Consider the following 18,288-nt stretch of genomic DNA (forward strand, 5'->3'; position numbering starts at 1 on the left):
CCCCTGTCCGTTTCCGTCCGGCCTCATGTTCGGCGCCCTCTTCGACGGGCGCCGGGGGTCACTGCGTCAGCCCGCCGTCGAGGTCGAACCACACCGCCTTGCCCACCCCGTGCGCCCGTACCCCCCAGGCGTCGGCGAGGGACTGGACGAGAAGGAGACCGCGTCCGTGGATGCTGTCGTCGGCGTTCGGCATCCTCGGTTTCGGCCTGCGCCCCACGAAGTCCCGTACCTCCACATGGAGTCCGCGCGGTGAGACGGTGGCGGTCAGCACCGCGTCGTGGTCGGTGTGGATGAGAGCGTTGGTGACCAGCTCGCTCGTCAGCAGTTCCGCTATCTCCGATCTTCCCGGCCGCCCCCACTGTCGCAGCAGTTCCCGCAGGGCCCTGCGGGCCTCGGGCACCGCCCTCAGGTCCGCCCGCCCGAGTCTGCGCCTCAGCTGTCCGGCACCGGCCTTGTGCGTCGCGTCGCCGGCTACTTCCTCCACCACCTCTGCCGAGGAGGCCCCGATCGCCATGGGACCGCCTCCTCGTGCCTGCCTCTTCATGGCCCCCGCCCACACGCCGATGACGATTCCCCTCCTGCCCGTACACGTACACGGGGATCCATGCCCCCCCGTACACGTACACGGGGATCCATGCCCCGTCCGGATCGCGGCACTCATGCCGAATCGTCAACGACCCTCCGTACGCTTTCAAACGCACAGAGTCAAGCCAGCTGTCAGTGCCTTGTGAGAGCGCTTCCCGTCCCGCGAAACCACCGCACAGCCCGACGAACCCGGCACCCCACCCCACTCCGGGCACCCTCGTCCCGACCGCGGCCATTGGGCCCAACTGTCCATGCGGGGCTGGCGATCCGGCCGTATGCCACCGGGGCACGACTTCCGTACGCGCACCGCGCCACCGCCCGAGACCGGTCGCTCGCCCCGATGATGTTGATTGGCCGGAATCCTGCGCTGGTACAGGCCAACCTGCGGCCGGGCGCGGCTGATTGACGCCCATCTCGTCCTCCGGACGGTCGCCGTCACGCCTCCCACACGGCGGCGGCCGTACGGTCGTCCGCGTAGCCCTTGACCCTGACCTGGGCGTCGGCGAGGAAGGCGGCGAGGCCGGGCGGCTCGGCCGCTCCCCAGCGGGCCGCCAGATGCTCGGCGAGCGGGGCCTCTCCGCGCAGCGGTTCGGCCAGACCGCCGGTGCACAGGAGCAGGACATCGTCCTCGCGGGCCACGGAGGCACGGAAGCGGAAGGGTTCTCGGGGCGGCGCGGGGGCGGGTTCGTACGGGCTCGGGGGTGTCGTGATGCCGAGGTCCATGGTGAGGCGGTCGCCGTCGGGGGTCTCGTGCGGCAGCGAGCCGAAGCCGACCACCGGCGCGCCCGCGGTGTCGGCGACACGGGGCTCTATGTCCTGCCACTCCCCGTCCCGCAGCCGGAACAGTCCGCCGGCGCCGACCCCGAAGAACACGCGCGTACGGCACCGGGGGTCGGCCGGGAGCAGCAGACAGCGCAGGCTCGCCGTGTACTCCTCCGGGTCGAGCCCCTGCTCGACCGCGCTGGCGCGCAGTTTGCCGAGGCTGCGGTCGGTGAGCCGGTGCAGCCCGGACTTGAGGTCGCCGCGCCGGGCCGCCCGGATGTCCTCCACCAGCCGTGCGTGGCTGAGCCCGACGGCCCGCCCGATCCACCGGCACGCCTCCGCCGCCGCGCGATGCGCTCCCGGCGTGGCCCGGGCGCCGGTCGCCATGGCAACCAGCACGAGCGACTGCTCGCCCACGCCGAAACGGGCGGTCAGGAGCGAATCGCGGCGCGGCTCGCCCCGGTAGCGCGCCGAGTCCCCGCGCAGCGACGTGGCCCGCAGCGTGCACGCCCCGTAGCGCGCGCCGTCCAGCACGGTGTCCGCGACCAGATCCCCCAGGTCCTCCGGGTCCGCCGGCGGCAGCGCGGTCGGCTCCGCGTCGTACGTGGGCGGCCCGGACCCCACGCATGCGACCCGCACCGGCTGACTCCCGGTGACCAGGGTGACCTCCTGCGCCTGGAGGGTGGGCAGGTCGAGCTGGGTGGAGGGCCGGGCATCGGAGGGCTCGGCGGCGGGGCGGGGGGACGGGGAGGACGGAGTGGGCAGGGAGGGCTGAGAGGGCTGAGAGGGCAGAAGGGGCGGAGAGGACGAGGACGCGGCACGCGAGGCGCCGCGCAAACCCGGCGGGGTCGGCCCGGGCGGGAAGCTCACGGGGCCCGACGGCCGGGCCGGCGGCGGTTCCCAGGGCGCCGGCTGCGGGGCGGGGCCGCTGTGGCGGAGGGGGTCTGCGGTGGGGTCGAGGGGAGGGATGCGGTCCGAGGGAGGAGGGGTGCGGCCCGACAGCGGCGGAGTGCGGCCAGGAGGAGGGGTTGGGCCGGTGAGCGGGGTGGCGGCAGGGGCTGAGGCGGGAACCCGGGGGTAGTCCGGCCTGCCGCCTCGTCCGGCCTGCCCGCCCTGCCCGTCTCGCCCGCCGGGTCCGCCGGGTCCGCCGGGTCCGCCGGGTCCGCCGGGTCCGCTCTGCCCACTGGATCCATCGGGTTCCCTCTGGCCGCCCCACCCCCTGGGTCCGCCCGGCGAGCCCTGGGCAGGCACCCTGTCCGAGAGGGAGCCCGGCGTGCCCGGGGCGGGACCCGAGGTTTGCGGGACTGCGCGTGGTCCGCTCGTCGTCTTCGGCGCGGTGCCCGATCCGCTCGGCCCGTTGGGACCGGTGCCCGATCCGCTCGGCCCGTTGGGACCGGGGACCGATCCGCCCGGCCTGTTCGGACCGCCGCCCGCCGCGCTCCTGGCCGCCGACGCACCCGGCACGGCGGCCCAGGCACCCGACGTACCCGGTACGGCCCCCCAGGCACCCGGCGGACTCGAACCCCCCGGCGCGCTCGTCGAAGTCGCCGATGTCGCCGGCGTCGTCGAATTCTCCGGCGTCGCCGATGCCCCCGGCGTCGTCGGTGTCGTCGGCGCGGTCGGTGTCGTCGGCGGCTTCCCTACCGTGTCCGCCGCCGAGGCGAAGCGGTCGTCGAGGGAATCGGCCGCGACCGAGGGGCCCGTGTCCCCGTTGGTGTCGTCGTACAACTGCCGCCACCAGTCGTCCTCGTGACCGGTCGGCCTTTCCCCCTGCTGGCTCATGCCCCTAATTGTCCACCTCAGGAGCCGTATGAAAACGGGGCATCCGGAAAATCGGCCCGCAGAGCCGACGACCTCACGGCGTGTCGGACTACACGTCGAACTCCGGTGCGAGACAAGGGAGTCGAGGGATCGGTGGGATCCGGAAGAATTCGCAGGACGTTCCCAGGACGCCTGAAAAGACCGCCGGGCGGTGCCACCCCCCACAGGAGAAACCGCCCGGCGGCGCCGGGGTGACCGGGGCGCGGTGCGGGCGCGTGCGCCGGTCGGCCCGAGTGTGAGGCATGTTTCTGGGATTCCGCTGTGGGACCCCGCCTCACCGGTGGGCCGTGCGGTGCGGTGATGATGTGCCCGGGCGGAAGTGCGCCGGAAGGGCGCGGCAAGGGAGGGCATCGCCGCATGCTGGGAGCGATCGGTCTCGACGAGACGCACGAGTCGGCTTACCGGGCCCTGGTGTCCGTGGGCGCCGCCGACGTACCGGACCTGGCGCGTCGGCTCACGCTCGGGGAGCACGACACCGAGCGCGCGCTGCGCCGACTGGAGCGGCACGGTCTCGCCGCCCAGTCCTCCGCACGCCCCGGCCGCTGGGTGGCCGCGCCGCCCGGCGTGGCCCTGGGCGCGCTGCTCACCCAGCAGCGGCACGAGCTGGAGAAGGCGGAGCTGGCGGCGGCGTTGCTCGCCGAGGAGTACCGGGCGAGCGCGGCCGAGCCCGCCGCGCACGACCTGGTCGAGGTGGTGATCGGTTCGGCCGCCATAGCGCAGCGCTTCCTGCAGCTCCAGCTCGGCGCCACGGAGGAGGTCTGCGCCATGGTCACCGGCGCTCCGATCGCGGTCTCCGGGCCGGAGAACAACCCCGCAGAGGAGCAGGCCACCGGCCGCGGCGTCGGTTACCGCGTGGTGGTCGAGCGGGCCGTCCTGGACGAGGACAGCGGGCTCATCGAGCTGTCTGCCGCGCTGGGCCGGGAGGAGCGGGTGCGGGTGATGGACGAGGTACCGACGAAGCTGGTCATCGCCGACCGGACGCTCGCGATGGTCCCGCTCACCACGCACACCGCCGAGCCCGCCGCGCTCGTCGTCCACGCGAGCGGACTGCTGGAGCTGCTGTCGGGCCTGTTCGAGTCGGTGTGGCGGCAGGCCCTGCCGCTGCGGCTCGGCGGCGACCGCGTCACCGAGGACGTACCGGACGGCCCCGACGACACCGACCTGGAGATCCTCTCCCTGCTGCTGGCCGGGATGACCGACGCGAGCGTCGCCAAACAGCTCGACCTGGGCCTGAGGACCGTACAGCGCCGGGTGAAACGCCTGATGGAGCTGACCGGTGTGACGACCCGGCTGCAGCTGGGCTGGCATGCGTACGAGCGGGCCTGGGTGACCCGGGACTGACACCACTGACCTGCGCTCTCTCGCGCGGTCCGGCACCCTGGGCAGATGGGAGCGTGGGAACTCCTGCTGGTCGCGGTGGTGCTGCTGCTCGGCCTGTGCGGAGTGCTGGTGCCCGGCGTACCGGGGTCCTGGCTCGTGTGGGCCGGGGTCATGTGGTGGGCGCTGGAGGATCCTCGGCCCATCGCCTGGTGGGTGCTCGTGGGCACCACCGTCGTGCTGCTCCTGTCCCGGGCGGTCCGCTGGGGCCTGCCGCCCCGGCGCCTGGCGGAGAGCGGCGCCACCCCTCGTATGGCCGTGTACGCCGGTGCCGGTGCCCTCCTCGGTTTCCTCCTCCTCCCCGTGCTCGGCGCGATCCCCGGCTTCGTCGGCGGCATCTACCTCTCCGAACGGCTCCGTCTCGGCCACCACGGCGCGGCGAAGGACGCCACGCGCACGGCGATGCGCTCGGGCGGGTCGAGCGTCCTGGCGGAGCTCTTCGCGTGCCTGCTGGTGGCGGGGGCGTGGGTGGGCGTGGTGTTCGGGGGCTGAGACCGGCTGAGACCCGACCGGTCTCAGGGGGCCACGTCGGCGAGGGCTATCGCGTCGGCCAGGGCACGCATGCCCGCGTCGTTGAAGTGCAGGTGGTCGCCGGGGTCGTAGGGGGGACGGATCCGGTGCGGGAGGAGGGGGTCGCGGACGGCCCGGTCGAAGTCCGCCACCGCGTCGAAGATCCCGTCACCGCGGATCGCGGCGTTGACCGCCTGCCGGGCGAGGAAGTTGGTCCGGCGGGCGGAACGGTGGTACGTGGCCGGGCCCGAGTCGTCCGGTGTGTACGGCGTGACGAGGAGATTGCTGTGCGCCGGGACCCGCAGCGCGACGGCCCCGTGCACGCACCCTCACACCAATGGCCGCACCCGGCCCGCGCTTTTTGACGCGGTCCAAGTGCGGTCGGTCCCCGGCAGGGCAGGGCAGCTCTGGAGCACGCCCTCCAGACCGAGGAGGAGGCGTTTGCGGTCGAGGCCACCGGCGTACCCGGTGAGCGTGCCGTCCGCGCCGATCACCCGGTGGCAGGGGCGGACGATGAGGAGGGGGTTCGCGCCGATCGCGCCGCCCACGGCCCGGACGGCGGCACGCGGTGCGCCGATGCGTGCGGCGATGGCCCCGTACGTGATGGTCGCGCCGTACGGGACGTCGTCGAGCGCGGCCCAGACCCGCTTCCGGAAGTCGGTGCCCTCGCCGCGCAACTCCAGCCGGAATTCCTTGAGTTCCCCGGCGAAGTAGGCGGCGAGCTGCTCCTCGACCGCCCGGAAGGGGGCCGGGTCGCGCAGCCAGCCCGCCAGCGGGACCCGACCACCCTTCTGCTCCGGTACGGAGAGAGAGGTGAGGGCCCCGAACTCGTCGGCTGTGAGGAGGAGTTGCCCGGCGGGACTGTCGACGACGGTGTAGTACGTGCCTTGCTCGGTAGTCACGACTGAACTCCCTGTTCCTGTGCCTGTGCCTGCTTCTTCTGTGCCTGCTTCTGCGCCTGTGTCTGCTTCTGTGCCTGCTTCTGTGCCTGCTTCTGCGCCTGTGTCTGCTTCTGCGCCTGTGTCTGCTTCTGCGATGCCCTGGCCGGCTCCGACTCGCGTGCTGTCCTGAGGTGTTGGAGGGCGTACGACCGCCATGGGCGCCAGGCGTCCGGCACGGCCTCGTCCGGTGGTGCCACGTCCGGGTCGCCGAGGGCACGGGTGCGGATCGCGGCGACGGTACGGGCGTCCACGCCCGGCAGCGCGAGCAGTGCGGCCTCGGTGTCGTCCCGGTCGGCGCCCACGTCGAGGCGTGCGGTGCCGTCGGCGAGGGCGGTGGCGAGGGCGCCGAGCGGACCGTCCACCCCGGCCAGGGCGGCCGGTTCGGGGAACAGGTGCGTCAGCGTCCCGTGCGGGGCGTCCAGCGTCTTCCCGTACACCCGCACCAGCCGTTCCGCCTCCTCGCGCCCCACGAGCGCCCGCACCGCGAACTCCTCCGGATCGGCCGCGCCCGGCGAGCGCAGCCCCGGCCTCGTGGCGACGAGCGGGGCGAGCCGCGCGTCCTCCCCGAGTCGCTCGTCCACGGCGTACGGATCCGCGTCGAGATCGAACAGCCGACGCAGCCGTTGCACGGCGGTGGTGAGATCCCGGGGATCGGTGAGATGGAGCCGGGCGTCGAGCCAACCGCCGGGGTGACCGGTGGGGCGGCGGCTCGGGAACGACGCGTCACTCCACCGGCGGCCTGCCTGCCCTGCCCCGTCCGAGCCCGCCGCCGTGCATCCCCGGCCGCCTCCCGGTCGCTCGTCGACCCGTGCGATTCCGGTGCCGTACGGGAGGCGGAGGGTGCGCCGGTAGGTGCGGTGGCCTCGCTCGCCGGTGGCTTCCTCGATGCCGGTGACGGCCTCGGTGGCGAGGACGTCGAAGAGGGCGGTGGACTGGTACGGGCCCCGGTACGCGAGCCGGAGGGGGATTCCGGCGGTCGGCGAGCCCACGGACCGCCGGGGCGCCCCGGCGCGCAGACCGCTGGGCGTCATGGCGTACACCGTCCTGATCGTGTCGTTGAACTGGCGCACGCTGGCGAAGCCGGACGCGAAGGCGATCTCGGTGACCGGGAGGACGGTGGTCTGGAGGAGGATGCGGGCGGTGTGGGCCCGCTGGGCGCGGGCCAGGGCGACGGGCCCGGCGCCGACCTCGGCGGTGAGCTGCCGCTGGACCTGGCGTGCGCTGTATCCCAGCCGCACGGCCAGCCCGGCGACGCCTTCCCGGTCGACGACGCCGTCCCCGATGAGCCGCATGGCCCGGCCCACGGCGTCCGCTCGCACGTTCCACTCGGCCGCCCCGGGCACGGCGTCCGGCCGGCAGCGTCGGCAGGCCCGGAATCCGGCGCCCTGGGCGGCGGCCGCGGTCGCGTAGAAGCGGACGTTCTCCCGTTTCGGCGTCACCGCCGGGCAGCTCGGCCTGCAGTAGATCCCGGTCGTCTCGACGGCGAAGAAGAACTCCCCGTCGAACCGCCCGTCCCTGCTGCGCACGGCCTCGTACCTGGTGTCTTCGTCCTTCATGACATCAAGTGTCGACCACGCCCACCGCCGGGGCTGGCGGAATTCGGACACGACACTGCACCCCTGGAAAAGCAGGGGCGCAGCCCCGCTTCTCCAGGGGCGCGGGGCTGCGCCGATATGCGGCTGCGCCGCGTGGGCGCCACAAGCCACAGACTCCCCGCGGCCGAAGGTCAGCGCCGGCCACCCCGCTTCGCCTCCATCGCCGCGCGCCCCTCCGCGCCCTTCCGCTTCCACTCCTTCCGGACCTCGGCCCGCACCCGTGCGTCACTCTTCGCGACGATCCGCTGGTTCTCGCGGAGCAGCTTCCGGTAGCTGTCGAGCCGTCGCTCGGGCAGTTCACCGGACTCGACCGCGGCGAGGACCGCGCAGCCGGGCTCGGCGATGTGCGCGCAGTCGTGGAACCGGCAGTCGGCCGCCAGCTCCTCGATCTCGGCGAAGACCTGCCCGACCCCGCTCTCGGCGTCCCAGAGGCCGACGCCGCGCAGCCCGGGTGTGTCGATCAGGACCCCGCCGCCGGGCAGGGCGAGGAGGTTACGGGTGGTCGTGGTGTGCCGTCCCTTGCCGTCCACGTCGCGGATGGCCTGGACGTCCATGACGTCCTCGCCGAGCAGCGCGTTGGCGAGGGTCGACTTGCCGGCGCCGGACTGCCCGAGCAGTACGGAGGTGCCACCGGAGAGGACCGCGGCGAGGACGTCGAGGCCCTCCCCGAGCGCGGAGCTGACCGTCAGCACGGCGACGCCGGGCGCGATGGTCTCCACGTCCTGCACCAGATGCCCCAGCGTGGCCGCTTCCGGCACCAGGTCGGCCTTGGTGAGCACGACCACCGGCTGCGCCCCTGGCTCCCAGGAGAGTGCCGACGAATGCAGCGGTGCCTCACCCCCCGAACCGGACATGGCAAGAGCCAGGAACCGCTCGATCCGCCCGAGGTCCAGTTCGACCGCGAGCGACACACAGATGACGACGTAATCGATGTTGGTGGCGAGCACCTGGCCCTCGGAACGCTTCGACGAGGTCGAGCGCACGAAAGCGGTGCGGCGCGGCAGCAGCGCCCGCACATACCGCGGGTTGCCGCCTTCGGGGTCGACGGCGACCCAGTCCCCCGTGCACACGACCTTCATCGGGTCACGGGGAACGACGAACTCGGTGTCGGCGCGGACGGTACCGGCCGGGGTCAGGACGTCGCACAGGCCTCGGTCGACCCGGACGACGCGACCAGGCAGCAGACCCTGCCCGGCATACGGGGCGAACTCGGCCTCCCAGCCCGCATCCCAGCCGTACGGCACGAGCGGATGCGAGGAGGACAGGGACGAACCCGGGAGAGGAGAGAAAGACAAGGGGTGACCCTTCACAAGGGTGGCCCCGGCACCGCGCTCATGGGCGCGGGAAAGGAGTGAGGTCAGCCGGAGGCCACGGAGGTGGACTTGATGAACTTCCGGATGCGGGCAGCGCCCATCTCAGCGACAGCCATCGGTCACACCTCCCGAACCAAGCCAAGTCACCTGCGGCAACCTTGGATCACCGCTCGAACACCACCGACCCTAGAGGTGGGCGGGCCTCGACGCCATCGAATTACGGCGCAGCCGACAACGGCATGTCACTTCGCGGCAGCTTCGGGAGAACAGGGCCTGATCCGCATGCTCTCCCGCGACGGCAAGCCCACCGGGCTCGGCGACGCGTTCGCCCACTACGGACGGATCTTCAAGACCCTGTACCTGCTCCAGTTCGTCTCCGACGAGGGATACCGGCGCATGATCGGCGCCCAGCTCAACGTCACCGAGGCCCGCCACCGCCTCGCCCGGAAGATCTTCTTCGGTCAGCGCGGCGAACTGCGCCAGCACTACCGCGAGGGCATGGAGGACCAGCTCGGCGCCCTCGGCCTGGCCCTCAACTCCGTAGTCCTGTCCAACAGCCTCTACATCGACGCAGCCGTCAACGCAGCTGGCCGCCGACGGCTTCCCCGTCACCGACGAGCTACTCGCCCGGCTCTCCCCACTCCAGTACGACCACATCAACTTCCTCGGCCGCTACGCCTTCACGCGGCCGGCCCCGCCGGGTTTGCGGCAGCTGCGTGACCCGCACAACGATGACGAGGACGACGGCAGCGAACAGGACTGAGCGTCACCGAACAGCAGGCTGATCAGAGTGCGCGCCACTGCCTTCGTCAGCCGCTTCGCGGCGGTCGCAGCCGGTACTGGTGGCAGGTGGGTTTGCGTCGATCATGCCCCTACCCGGCTTGTGGCGCGCTGTAGGAGAACTTGTACCCGGCGAAGTCGGCGACGTGGACGTACCCGATGCGCTGGTAGAGAGCATTGCTGGTGGGGTTGGCCGGGTCCGTGAACAGGACGACGTCCGTCGCGCCCGCGGCCAGCGCAGCCCTGCTCGCCTCGACCGTCACGGCGCCCGCGTAGCCGCGGCCCCGGAGGCGGGCCGGGGTGTAGACGGGGTCCACCCGGACCATGCCGCCGACGACCGAGGTCGCGGCCGCCATCGAGACGGGGGTGCCGTCCCAGGTTTCCCAGAACGTGAAGTGCCTGTCGCTGAAACGCGAGTCGTCCCATGAGCCGGCGTCGATCAAGTCGATGGAGGGCTGCTCCCCGACGTCGACACAGAACTCACGGCACCAGCGCACGACTTGCTCACGGTCCTGCCCGCCCGTGATGCGACCCCGGCCCTCGGGGCGCGGCTGTGGTGGGGTGAGCGTGCCGAGGCGGTACAGATGCGTCCGCCAGAAAGGCACCGGCACCGCGCTCGTGTGCCGCTGCCATGACTCGGCGAAAGCGCCGGCCGTGTCGTGGTCCGCGATGACGTTGGAGGGCGAGTGGCCGAGGCCGGCCAGGTGAGCAGCAAGGGCGTCGGTCTGCTCGACAGAGAGGGGGGTGAGGCCCAGGCGGCCGCGCGGAGTGAGATAGAAGATCGCGCGGACTTCGCCTCCTGACTCCAGTCGGCCGAAGTCAGTGGCTACGGCATCGTGTTCGGCCGCCCCGCGTATCCGCAGTTTCTCGATGTCCGTCAGCGGCGTGTTGTGCAGTGCGGGGCGCGAGCACAGGAAGTCCCCGGCTCGGGCGAGGAAATCGTCGACGTCTTGAGTGAGGTGCCAGTCATCCGGGAGCATGCTTCATGATCCCGGATGTCCTCGACTCGGGGAGCACTTGCTCAACGCCTTTCAGCCACGTGACGTAACTGCTCCTGATCAGCCGCCGGTTCTTGTCGGCGGGGATCCGGCCGTGGGGGTGTGCGGTGGTTCGGCAGAGGTTGAGGGCGTGCTCGGGCGTCTCGACTGCCTTGCGGCATTCATGATTGTTGATCCAGTCGTTCAGCACCTCTGCGGTCAACTTGACCCCGTAGGCAGAGCGGCCAGAGCGGCCACGGCGAGTTCCTGCACCTCGTCGTCCAGCGCCACGCCCCGCCAACCGGCGCCGTCGCTGATCCGCTCATCCCGATCAAGGCATGCGTGCAGCAGCGGTGCCAGCGCACCGGCCTCCGGGCCCATATCCACGACCCTTCGCAACACGGCCAGTTCCAGTCGGCTGTAGGCCGCGCGGGTCCCAGGGTTCAGGACGCGCTGGAACACTTGGAGGGCCAGGCCGCTGTCGCCGGTCACCCGCCAGTGCGCCCAGGCGACGGGGACGGCCTCGAGGCTCCTCCATCGCCGTTCGTTCGCACGCAGCCACTGCTCGGGCCAGCTCATCCGGCTCGCCCCGGCTGCCGGTCCGAGCGGGGAAAGGCATCGGGCCACGGCACTCGCGAGCGTCGCCGCGTCGCGTGTCGCCGACGCCGCCGTCGCGGACTCCGGGCGGCTGTCCTCGTACCCCGCTTCGGCGCCTTGGCGCAGAGTGGCCGTCGAGGTGAGCACCTCGTCCACGGTGTTCCGCAGTGCCGCCTCATCGCCGACGACGGCAAACCGGGTCAGGGCGGCAGTGAGCGCCACGATCCACGGGTCCGCCAGTCCGGGTACGCGCCGTTGGCCGGGCCATGCGTCGGCCGGTGCCGGTCGGGCGCCGGAAGAGGTGTGTTGAGCACAGCGCGCGGACATCCGCTCCGATGACGCTTCCAGAGCCATGCGCTCCACTCGCTCCAGGTGCGGGACACAGTGCGCGGCTGCGGACCCGACGGCCTCGATCACCGTGCAGGCCAGCTGCGGATGCGTGGAGGCCAGCAGCGCTTCCAGTTCGGGCACCGCTGCGGCTGCGGCGGGCCCGCATGCCGCGAGGGCGTCACAGAGCAGGTGGAGCCGCGGCAGGCTGTCCACACACAGATCGGTCACGGCACCGTCCCCGGTGCGCGACTGCGCCAGGCACCGGGCAAGTGCGGACCGCAGTGCGGGAACCAACAGCGATCCGTGCCGTGTGGCGCACGCGACCAGGGCCTCCCGCAACGGGGGTCGGGAGCACCAGTAGAAGTGCCCGCTGTAGTGGGCGGACGGGCCGAACCCCTCCTTCTCCTCGTGATCCAGGGCGTGCACCAGCGTGGGGACGGCGCGCACGTCCCCGTGGCGGGCCAGCGCCCAGGCGGCCCGGATCGCGGTCGGAGGGTGCGGGTCATCGAGCGCGGCGGCGAGACGGTCGTCGAACGCGGCGCCGGCGGTGCCCGCCGCCGCCAGCAGATCGGCCGACCTCATCCGGTTCTCCGGCTCGGAATCCGTCAGCATGGCTCCGGCCAGCGGGACCAGCGCCGGGACAGCCGATCGCCATCGCAGCATCGCGTCACCGGCCGCCTGCAGTGCGCCGGCGCGGACCTGTGCCCGCTCATGGCCGATCAGAGCCCGGATGATGTTCAGTCGCTCGGCCGTATCGTCGCCACACATGCCGCACAACGTCCTGGCCAGGAGTGAACCGTTCTCGGCCCATGCCGAGTAGGCCTCGTGCGGAGTGGTCGGTGCCAGGGCTCCATCGAGCAGGTCCCGCCAGCTCACGGCCGCCGGGTCGAGACGCTTGTCCGCCGCCAGGCAGGCGAGCCTGAGGGCGTCCGGGTTCCGGTCCGGTGCGGCGGTGAGACGGCGGACGGCCACCGCGAGTGCGGCGGCCGACGACGCGTTCGACTCGCGTGCCTCGACCACTGCTCGTGCGCCGTCCAACCTCAGCGACACGCGCAGGGCGAGGTCCGTCTCGACGGCGTCGCGGCCGACCAGTGCCTTCGTGGCGCCGTCCGCGCGCGGTGACCATCGGGCGTACTCCCACAGGAGGGCGGCCACCGCCGTCCGCACGGAGTGGTCGCCATCGTCCAGCAGCGCGACGAGAACGTCGTGCCCGGCGACCAGCGCCGCCCTGCAGGAGACCGCAGGTTCGGCCGAGCGCCAGGGCTCGCGCATCTCGTTCTGCAGGGCCACGAATCGACCGATCAGCTCCACGATCGCGGGGCGCGACGGCAATCCGGGGGTGGCCGCGAGTTCGATCAGGAACGGCATGGCTGCCGCGCCTGCCGAATAGACCGCGCCGCCTTGGTGGTAGATCGAGGCGTCCAGGTGATACAGCCGCGCGTCTCGTTCGGGGTCCTCTCCGGGGCGCGCCAGCACGCGGAGCGCCCCGGGGACATCGTCGGCGGACCCGTACGCGTGCCCAAGGTCAGCCCACGGAATGTCGTCGAGGCCGTTGAGCGGCGCGAGAGCCTCGTCCGGTGACGGTGACGGCGTGGATGCGGATGCGGATGCGGATGCGGATGCGGGACGTTGATCCCCGCCGTCGGAATGTGCGAATCGACCGACTATTGCAGGTGCTTCCCTCATGAGCCGGGGCCGTCGGCCCCGGGAGCTTCACAGGCGGAGCCTGTATCAGTGGCGAGGCCCGGAGCCCATCACCGTGGCCTGGGTGGATGCCCCTCGGGCGCCCCACCGTACGTGATGATTCAGCACTGGATCCACCAGGATCCGCAACAGGTTTCGTGCCGTTGCGGACGCCTTGGGCGGAGCCCCCGGCCGACGCTTCGCCTCCGGGAACTACGCGACTGGCCGCTGACGGGACGCCACTTTCCCCGCCGTATGAGCCGTCCCTTCCCCGGCCGCTCCCCGGCCGCGCTCAGTCCCCCTGCTCGCAGGCGCTCCCGTTGAGCGTGAAGTTTACGGGCACGGGGTTGTCGTAGCCCTGCCAGATGCCGAGGAAGCCGACGCCGAAGGTGCCGCCCGCCGCGACGGTCTTGTTGTAGTCGGCGGCGGTGGCGGTGACCTGGGAGCCGTCCTGGTCGAAGGTGCCGTCCCACATCTGGGTGACGTGCTGGTCGGCCGCGTAGGTCCAGCCGACGCGCCAGCCGTCGAGGGCCTCGGTGGAGGTGACGGTGACGGCGGCCTGGAAACCGCCGGGCCATTCGTTGACGATCTGGTAGCGGACGTGGCAGTTGGCGTCGGGCGACTTGCCCGGGTCGACGGGCTCGTGGGAGACGCGGGCCGGCGTCGAGGAGTCGCCCTGGGGCTCCTCGTTGCTGTTGCCGGCGCCCTTGTCGTCCTCGTCGCCGGAACCGGTCTCCTGGGGCCGGGACGTGCTCTGCAGTTCGGACCCGCCGCCGGACGGGGGCTGGGTCACCGGGAACCGCGGGTCCTGCTGCACCACCGACGACTCGCCGGCGGACGTGCCGTCGGCGACCGTCTCGTCCTCGCCGAAGGGCATGAGGGAGACGGCGAGCGCCAGCACGGAGACGAGTCCGGCTCCGGCGAGCAGCCCGTTGCGGCCGAACCGGGGCCTCGGCTCCTTGCCGGGCGAGAGTCCCCGGTCGGTGCCGGTGGAGTCCGCGCGCCCGGGGAGCAGCCCGGCGTCGGCCGCGCGGCGGCGCCGCTCCAGGTAGGCGAGTCCGCTCCAGCCGATCACACCGCTGGCGAGTGCGGCGGGCAGGCCTCCGCCGTGCAGTCCGAGACAGGCCGCGGCCTCGGCGCACTCCACGCAGGTGGCGAGGTGCCGCGACAGGTCCTCGGGGGTGTCGGTGCCGGGCGAGCGGGTGACCGCGTCCAGCAGCCGGGCGTAGCTGCGGCAGTCGGGGTGCATGAACGCGTCGAGCTGGCTGCGGTGGCACCGGTCCCTGAACAGCGCCCGCACCTGGTCGAGTTCGGTCCTGGCGACCGCCGGGTCGAGGCCGAGCCGGCGGGCCACCGAGCCCACCGGCAGCGACTCGACCTCGGCCAGCCACAGCAGGGCCGCGTCGGGTTCCTGCATGTCGCGCAGGGCGCGCAGGGCGAGGGGCCGGTGCAGTGGCGGGCCGATGTAGCGCGCGGCCTTGTCCGAGTTGAGCCAGAGGCGCAGATCGGGGTCGAGCCGGTGCCCCTGACCGTCCGTCTCCCAGGCCGCGGCGCTGGTCCTGACCCAGGTCAGGAGGAACGGTATTCGAGGCAGCCGCAGGGCACGCCGTCCGGCGCGTTCGGCACCCGCCTCGGTCTCCAGGGCGTGCGCCTCGTGCATGCCGTTCGTGAAGGCCTCGGTGGCCAGTTGGGTCGCCGCGGTCGAACCGGACGTGCACAGGTCGGCGTACGACAGGACCGCGTCCCAGCACTCCGAAAACAGCGCGGCCTCGACGGCGTCCTGGGGCTTCGGCAGGTCAGGCATGGGTCTCCTGCATCCACAGAGCGAGGGGGGAAGTCCGCAAAAGCGGTCAACTGCCCTTTGATTCAAGGGAGTTGGGGGGACCACCTTGCGAATGCCCCAGAGCTTTTCACGGTTCCCACACAACTGACAAGCCGCGTCTTCAAATGCGGTTACCAGCGGTCACACTTGTTGAGTTGTACGTACGCCGACCCCAGTCGACTCAACCGCCACAGGAGTTACCGGGCGGGAACCTCCTCGCCGGTCTCCGCCGCGGTCTCCTCGACGGCCGGGAGGCTGTCCATGAAGGAGCTGACGGAGAAGACTGCCTGGCCGGGTCCGGGCGGGCCGTATCCGGGCGGCGACGACAGCCCGAACTCGTCCATCGTGGCGCGGTAGGCCTGCAGCAGTCGGATGTGGTACTCCAACGGCGCGCCCTGCGGGTTGGCCTTGCCGAGCGGGGTCGTGGGCTCCGGGCACCAGGTGGTGAAGCGGGGCGTGATGCCGTGCGACATGAAGAAGCGCAGGCCCTCGGTGGTCGAGGCGATGGCCTCGTCGACCGTGGTGAACCCGAACGGCTCGGCCATCTCCACGCCCGCCACGAAGTTGGGGATCACGTTGCGCGCGCCGAAGACACCCGCCGAGTCGAGGATCCGCTTGTGCCACTCGTCGCGGCCGACGTAACGCTCCTTGCCCGGGCAGTACAGCTCGAACAGTCGGCGGTCCCACACCTCGTAGTTGGGGTGGTAGATCTTCACGCCGTAGTCGTGGAAGCGCTTGACATCGTCCAGCGGCAGCGCCTGGGCGACGACCTTGCCGATCCAGCGGTCCGGGAAGCGCTCCTCGATGGCCTTGGCGTAGTGGCCGTAGAAGTCGGCCTCGTCCCGGCCCGCGACCGTCTTGGTGATGGCCCCGCCGGTGAGCGTGTACGCGGTGGACGTCTTCGCCGTGTCGTACCGGTCGATGATCTCCAGCGCCTCCAGGACCTCGTCGACGTCCTTCACGCCCGTGTACGGCCGCCCCGCCGCCTTGTGCTGGCGCCAGTTGTGGTTGATGTCGCAGTACTGGCACTCCTCCTTCGCGCCGAAGTACTGGCAGACCCGGAAGACGGTGAGGTAGATCAGATAGCCCCACTGGATGGTCGGGGCCACCTCCATCACGGACTTTCCGTTGGAGAGGGTGTGCCGGTAGTACTCGGGCATGGGCGGGACGCCGACGTCCGCGATGCGCCGGCCGTCGAGGTAGAGGCCGAGGAGGCCTTCCTCGTCGGCGGCCACGCGGTAGGGCGAGGACGGGTTGACCCGTACGGAGACGACCGTGCGCCGCAGGTCGTAGGGGCCGCCGGTGAGGATGATCTCCTCCGGCGGGCGGCGCAGGGCTGCCTCGCCGAGTTCGGGGAGGGTGCCGTGGTCGAAGGAGAAGATGAAGTACGACTTCGGCTTGACGTCGCCCTTCTCGTTGTCGCTCAGCGCGGAGGCGTCGAAGGCCACGCCACCCCTGAGCAGGTCCTCCTTGAAGACGGCCTCCCGTGGCACATGCGGGAACCTCTCCATCAGGTCCTCCACCAGTGCGGTGCGGCTGCCCATCCCGTTCTCCTCGCTCCCGACGTCACGTAAGAGGTCGTCCGTCGTCGTTGTTCGCCTCCTCACGGTATGCCTCCGGCCGCGCGGAGGTGGGAGCGGGGGCCCTCGGCGGGTCAGACGATCACTTCTCGCCCGCCGCCACCACGCGTCGGCGACCTCCCGCGGCACCCCCGGATCCGGACGGCGTCGACATGGTCGGGCCGGTCGGGAAGCACCAGGCCTGCTGCCGGAGAAGACCGGTGCCGTACGCCCCGGCGAGGTCGCCGCGCGCCCGGCGCATGCAGCGATCGGCTCAGGTCGGTGAACGCGTCCTCGTGGCGGCCCTGCCGGGAGCGGACCCGGACGAGATCGCGGTACGGACGCACCTCACCGACCGTGTCATCGGCCCGCCGCCGGCGTGGAGCCCCACCTGGTGCGTGCCGCCGCGGCCGACGTCGAGGCGGCGCGCGTCCATCGCTGCCACTCCTGTCGGTGCCCGGCGGGGCACAACCACGCCCACCGTCACCCGCCCGAACACGACTCCCCCGCCACGCCGGCGCACATGGCCTCCCCGCGTCGCAGAGGCTCGCCGGAATCGACCGCGTCCGCCCGTAGGCCCGTAGGCCCGTAGGCCCGTAGGCCCGTGGTCAGGCCATACGCTCCAGCGCGGCCCGGTCGAGCGCGTGCGCCAACTCCCCTCCCGTGGCAAGCCGTTCGGCCTCCTCGGTGACCGCGAGGCCGAGGCGGGCGACCTCGTTGCCCTGGGAGCCGGCCAGGTGCGGGGTGACGAAGGCGTTCGGCAGGTCGAGGAGCGGGGAGTCGGCGGGCAGCGGCTCGGGGTCGGTGACGTCGAGGATCGCGGAGAGCCGCCCGGCGCGCAGCTCGTCGATGAGCGCGTCGTGGTCGACGAGGGCGCCGCGCGCTGTGTTGACGAGGACGGCCCCGTCGGGCATGAGGTCGAGTGCGCGGCGGTCGATCAGCCGGTGTGTCTCCGGGGTGTCCGGGGCGTGCACCGTGACGATGTCCGAGGTGCGCAGCAGGTCGTCGAGCGGCAGCAGGGGTACGCCGAGGGCGGCGGCCCCGGCCTCGTCGACGTAGGGGTCGGTGAGGCTCACCAGCAGGTCGAAGGGGCGCAGCAGTTCGATGACCCGGCGGCCGATGCGGGAGGCGCCGATGACGCCGACGCGACGGCCGTGGTTGCCGATGCCGGGGACGAAACCCCAGCCCGGTGAGACGCGCTCGGTCCGCAGGCGTTCACGGCGGCCGAGGATGTCCTTGCCGGCGAGCAGGATCATGGCGAGCGTGTACTCGGCGACGGGCAGGGCGTTCGCGGCGGCCGCCGTGGAGACGGTGATCCCGCGCTCCCAGACGGCGGGGGCGACGAACCCTTTCACCGATCCCGCCGAGTGCAGCAGCGCCCGCAGCTTGGGTGCCGCGTCCAGGACGGCGTCGTCGATGCGGGGGCAGCCCCATCCGGTGACCAGCACCTCGACCTCCGCCAGCACCTCCCGGACCCGGGGGGCGGTGAAGTCCTCGGCGATCAGCGCGGGATCGATGTCCACGGTCTCGCGCAGGCGGGACAGCACATCCGGCGGGAAGATCTGCGGAACGTTCTCGGCCGTCATGGCGAACAGTGCGCGCGGACGCTCGGGCAAGGAAGAACCTTCCGGCTGGG

Annotated in this window: 15 protein-coding genes and 2 pseudogenes; 4 read left to right on the top strand and 13 right to left on the bottom strand. The window is 72.1% G+C overall.

The genetic code is table 11. From position 1 onward, the window contains the following. Window positions 1-58 precede the first annotated feature (58 nt). Window positions 59-514 (bottom strand): ATP-binding protein, encoded by a 456-nt coding sequence (locus ACFU53_RS30275; RefSeq protein WP_383999246.1) that lies wholly within the window; start codon window positions 512-514, stop codon window positions 59-61. Window positions 515-1,020: 506 nt separating this feature from the next. Continuing rightward, window positions 1,021-2,217, bottom strand: coding sequence for a protein phosphatase 2C domain-containing protein (locus ACFU53_RS30280; RefSeq protein ID WP_383999249.1), 1,197 nt, complete (start codon window positions 2,215-2,217; stop codon window positions 1,021-1,023). A gap of 403 nt (window positions 2,218-2,620) precedes the next feature. On the opposite strand from ACFU53_RS30280, the gene ACFU53_RS30285 reads away from it, so the two are divergent. The 3 genes from ACFU53_RS30285 (at window position 2,621) to ACFU53_RS30295 (ending at window position 5,037) form a co-directional block, all read left to right on the top strand. After that, the gene (locus ACFU53_RS30285) at window positions 2,621-3,100 is read left to right on the top strand and encodes a hypothetical protein (protein ID WP_383999252.1); all 480 of its coding nucleotides are present in this window, start codon (window positions 2,621-2,623) and stop codon (window positions 3,098-3,100) included. Between the two features lie 425 nt (window positions 3,101-3,525). After that, the gene (locus ACFU53_RS30290; protein WP_383999254.1) at window positions 3,526-4,509 is read left to right on the top strand and encodes a helix-turn-helix domain-containing protein; all 984 of its coding nucleotides are present in this window, start codon (window positions 3,526-3,528) and stop codon (window positions 4,507-4,509) included. A 45-nt stretch (window positions 4,510-4,554) separates the two neighbouring features. Continuing rightward, entirely contained in the window at window positions 4,555-5,037 is a 483-nt protein-coding gene (locus ACFU53_RS30295; protein ID WP_383999257.1) for a DUF456 domain-containing protein, read from the top strand. A gap of 23 nt (window positions 5,038-5,060) precedes the next feature. On the opposite strand, the pseudogene ACFU53_RS30300 reads toward ACFU53_RS30295, so the two are convergent. The 4 genes and pseudogenes from ACFU53_RS30300 to rsgA all read right to left on the bottom strand — a co-directional run. Continuing rightward, window positions 5,061-5,255, bottom strand: a pseudogene (locus ACFU53_RS30300) (SGNH/GDSL hydrolase family protein); the annotation flags it as partial. Between the two features lie 129 nt (window positions 5,256-5,384). After that, complete coding sequence (locus ACFU53_RS30305) at window positions 5,385-5,957, bottom strand: methylated-DNA--[protein]-cysteine S-methyltransferase (RefSeq protein WP_383999260.1); 573 nt, start codon at window positions 5,955-5,957, stop codon at window positions 5,385-5,387. Continuing rightward, window positions 5,954-7,552 (bottom strand): DNA-3-methyladenine glycosylase 2 family protein, encoded by a 1,599-nt coding sequence (locus tag ACFU53_RS30310; protein WP_383999263.1) that lies wholly within the window; start codon window positions 7,550-7,552, stop codon window positions 5,954-5,956. The genes ACFU53_RS30305 and ACFU53_RS30310 overlap by 4 nt, the downstream gene beginning before the upstream one ends. 170 nt (window positions 7,553-7,722) lie before the next feature. Beyond that, window positions 7,723-8,886: a ribosome small subunit-dependent GTPase A gene (gene rsgA / locus ACFU53_RS30315; protein ID WP_383999265.1), complete on the bottom strand. Its 1,164-nt coding sequence runs from the start codon at window positions 8,884-8,886 to the stop codon at window positions 7,723-7,725. A gap of 291 nt (window positions 8,887-9,177) precedes the next feature. Between rsgA and ACFU53_RS30320 the strand changes: the two are divergent. Beyond that, window positions 9,178-9,667: pseudogene (locus tag ACFU53_RS30320) on the top strand (Tn3 family transposase); the annotation flags it as partial. A 109-nt stretch (window positions 9,668-9,776) separates the two neighbouring features. Here the strand turns inward: ACFU53_RS30320 and ACFU53_RS30325 are convergent. The 7 genes from ACFU53_RS30325 to ACFU53_RS30355 all read right to left on the bottom strand — a co-directional run bounded on the left by ACFU53_RS30325 (window position 9,777) and on the right by ACFU53_RS30355 (window position 18,268). Next, window positions 9,777-10,664 carry a GNAT family N-acetyltransferase gene (locus ACFU53_RS30325; protein WP_383999268.1) on the bottom strand — a complete coding sequence of 296 codons (888 nt, stop codon included), beginning with the start codon at window positions 10,662-10,664 and terminating at the stop codon, window positions 9,777-9,779. Beyond that, window positions 10,651-10,884, bottom strand: coding sequence for a hypothetical protein (locus tag ACFU53_RS30330; RefSeq protein ID WP_383999271.1), 234 nt, complete (start codon window positions 10,882-10,884; stop codon window positions 10,651-10,653). The genes ACFU53_RS30325 and ACFU53_RS30330 overlap by 14 nt, the downstream gene beginning before the upstream one ends. Then, window positions 10,881-13,064: a HEAT repeat domain-containing protein gene (locus ACFU53_RS30335; protein WP_383999274.1), complete on the bottom strand. Its 2,184-nt coding sequence runs from the start codon at window positions 13,062-13,064 to the stop codon at window positions 10,881-10,883. Before ACFU53_RS30335 ends, ACFU53_RS30330 begins: the two co-directional genes overlap by 4 nt. Before the next feature lie 499 nt (window positions 13,065-13,563). Further along, window positions 13,564-15,075, bottom strand: coding sequence for a cellulose binding domain-containing protein (locus tag ACFU53_RS30340; RefSeq protein ID WP_383999277.1), 1,512 nt, complete (start codon window positions 15,073-15,075; stop codon window positions 13,564-13,566). A 215-nt stretch (window positions 15,076-15,290) separates the two neighbouring features. Beyond that, a complete protein-coding gene (locus ACFU53_RS30345) occupies window positions 15,291-16,637 on the bottom strand; it encodes a radical SAM protein (RefSeq protein WP_383999279.1) in 1,347 nt (448 codons plus the stop codon). A gap of 118 nt (window positions 16,638-16,755) precedes the next feature. Continuing rightward, window positions 16,756-16,914: a hypothetical protein gene (locus tag ACFU53_RS30350; RefSeq protein WP_383999282.1), complete on the bottom strand. Its 159-nt coding sequence runs from the start codon at window positions 16,912-16,914 to the stop codon at window positions 16,756-16,758. 346 nt (window positions 16,915-17,260) lie between these two features. Further along, a complete protein-coding gene (locus ACFU53_RS30355; RefSeq protein WP_383999284.1) occupies window positions 17,261-18,268 on the bottom strand; it encodes a hydroxyacid dehydrogenase in 1,008 nt (335 codons plus the stop codon). Window positions 18,269-18,288: the final 20 nt, after the last annotated feature.

Source organism: Streptomyces sp. NPDC057474 (genome assembly GCF_042802555.1).
Taxonomy (GTDB): Bacteria; Actinomycetota; Actinomycetes; order Streptomycetales; family Streptomycetaceae; genus Streptomyces.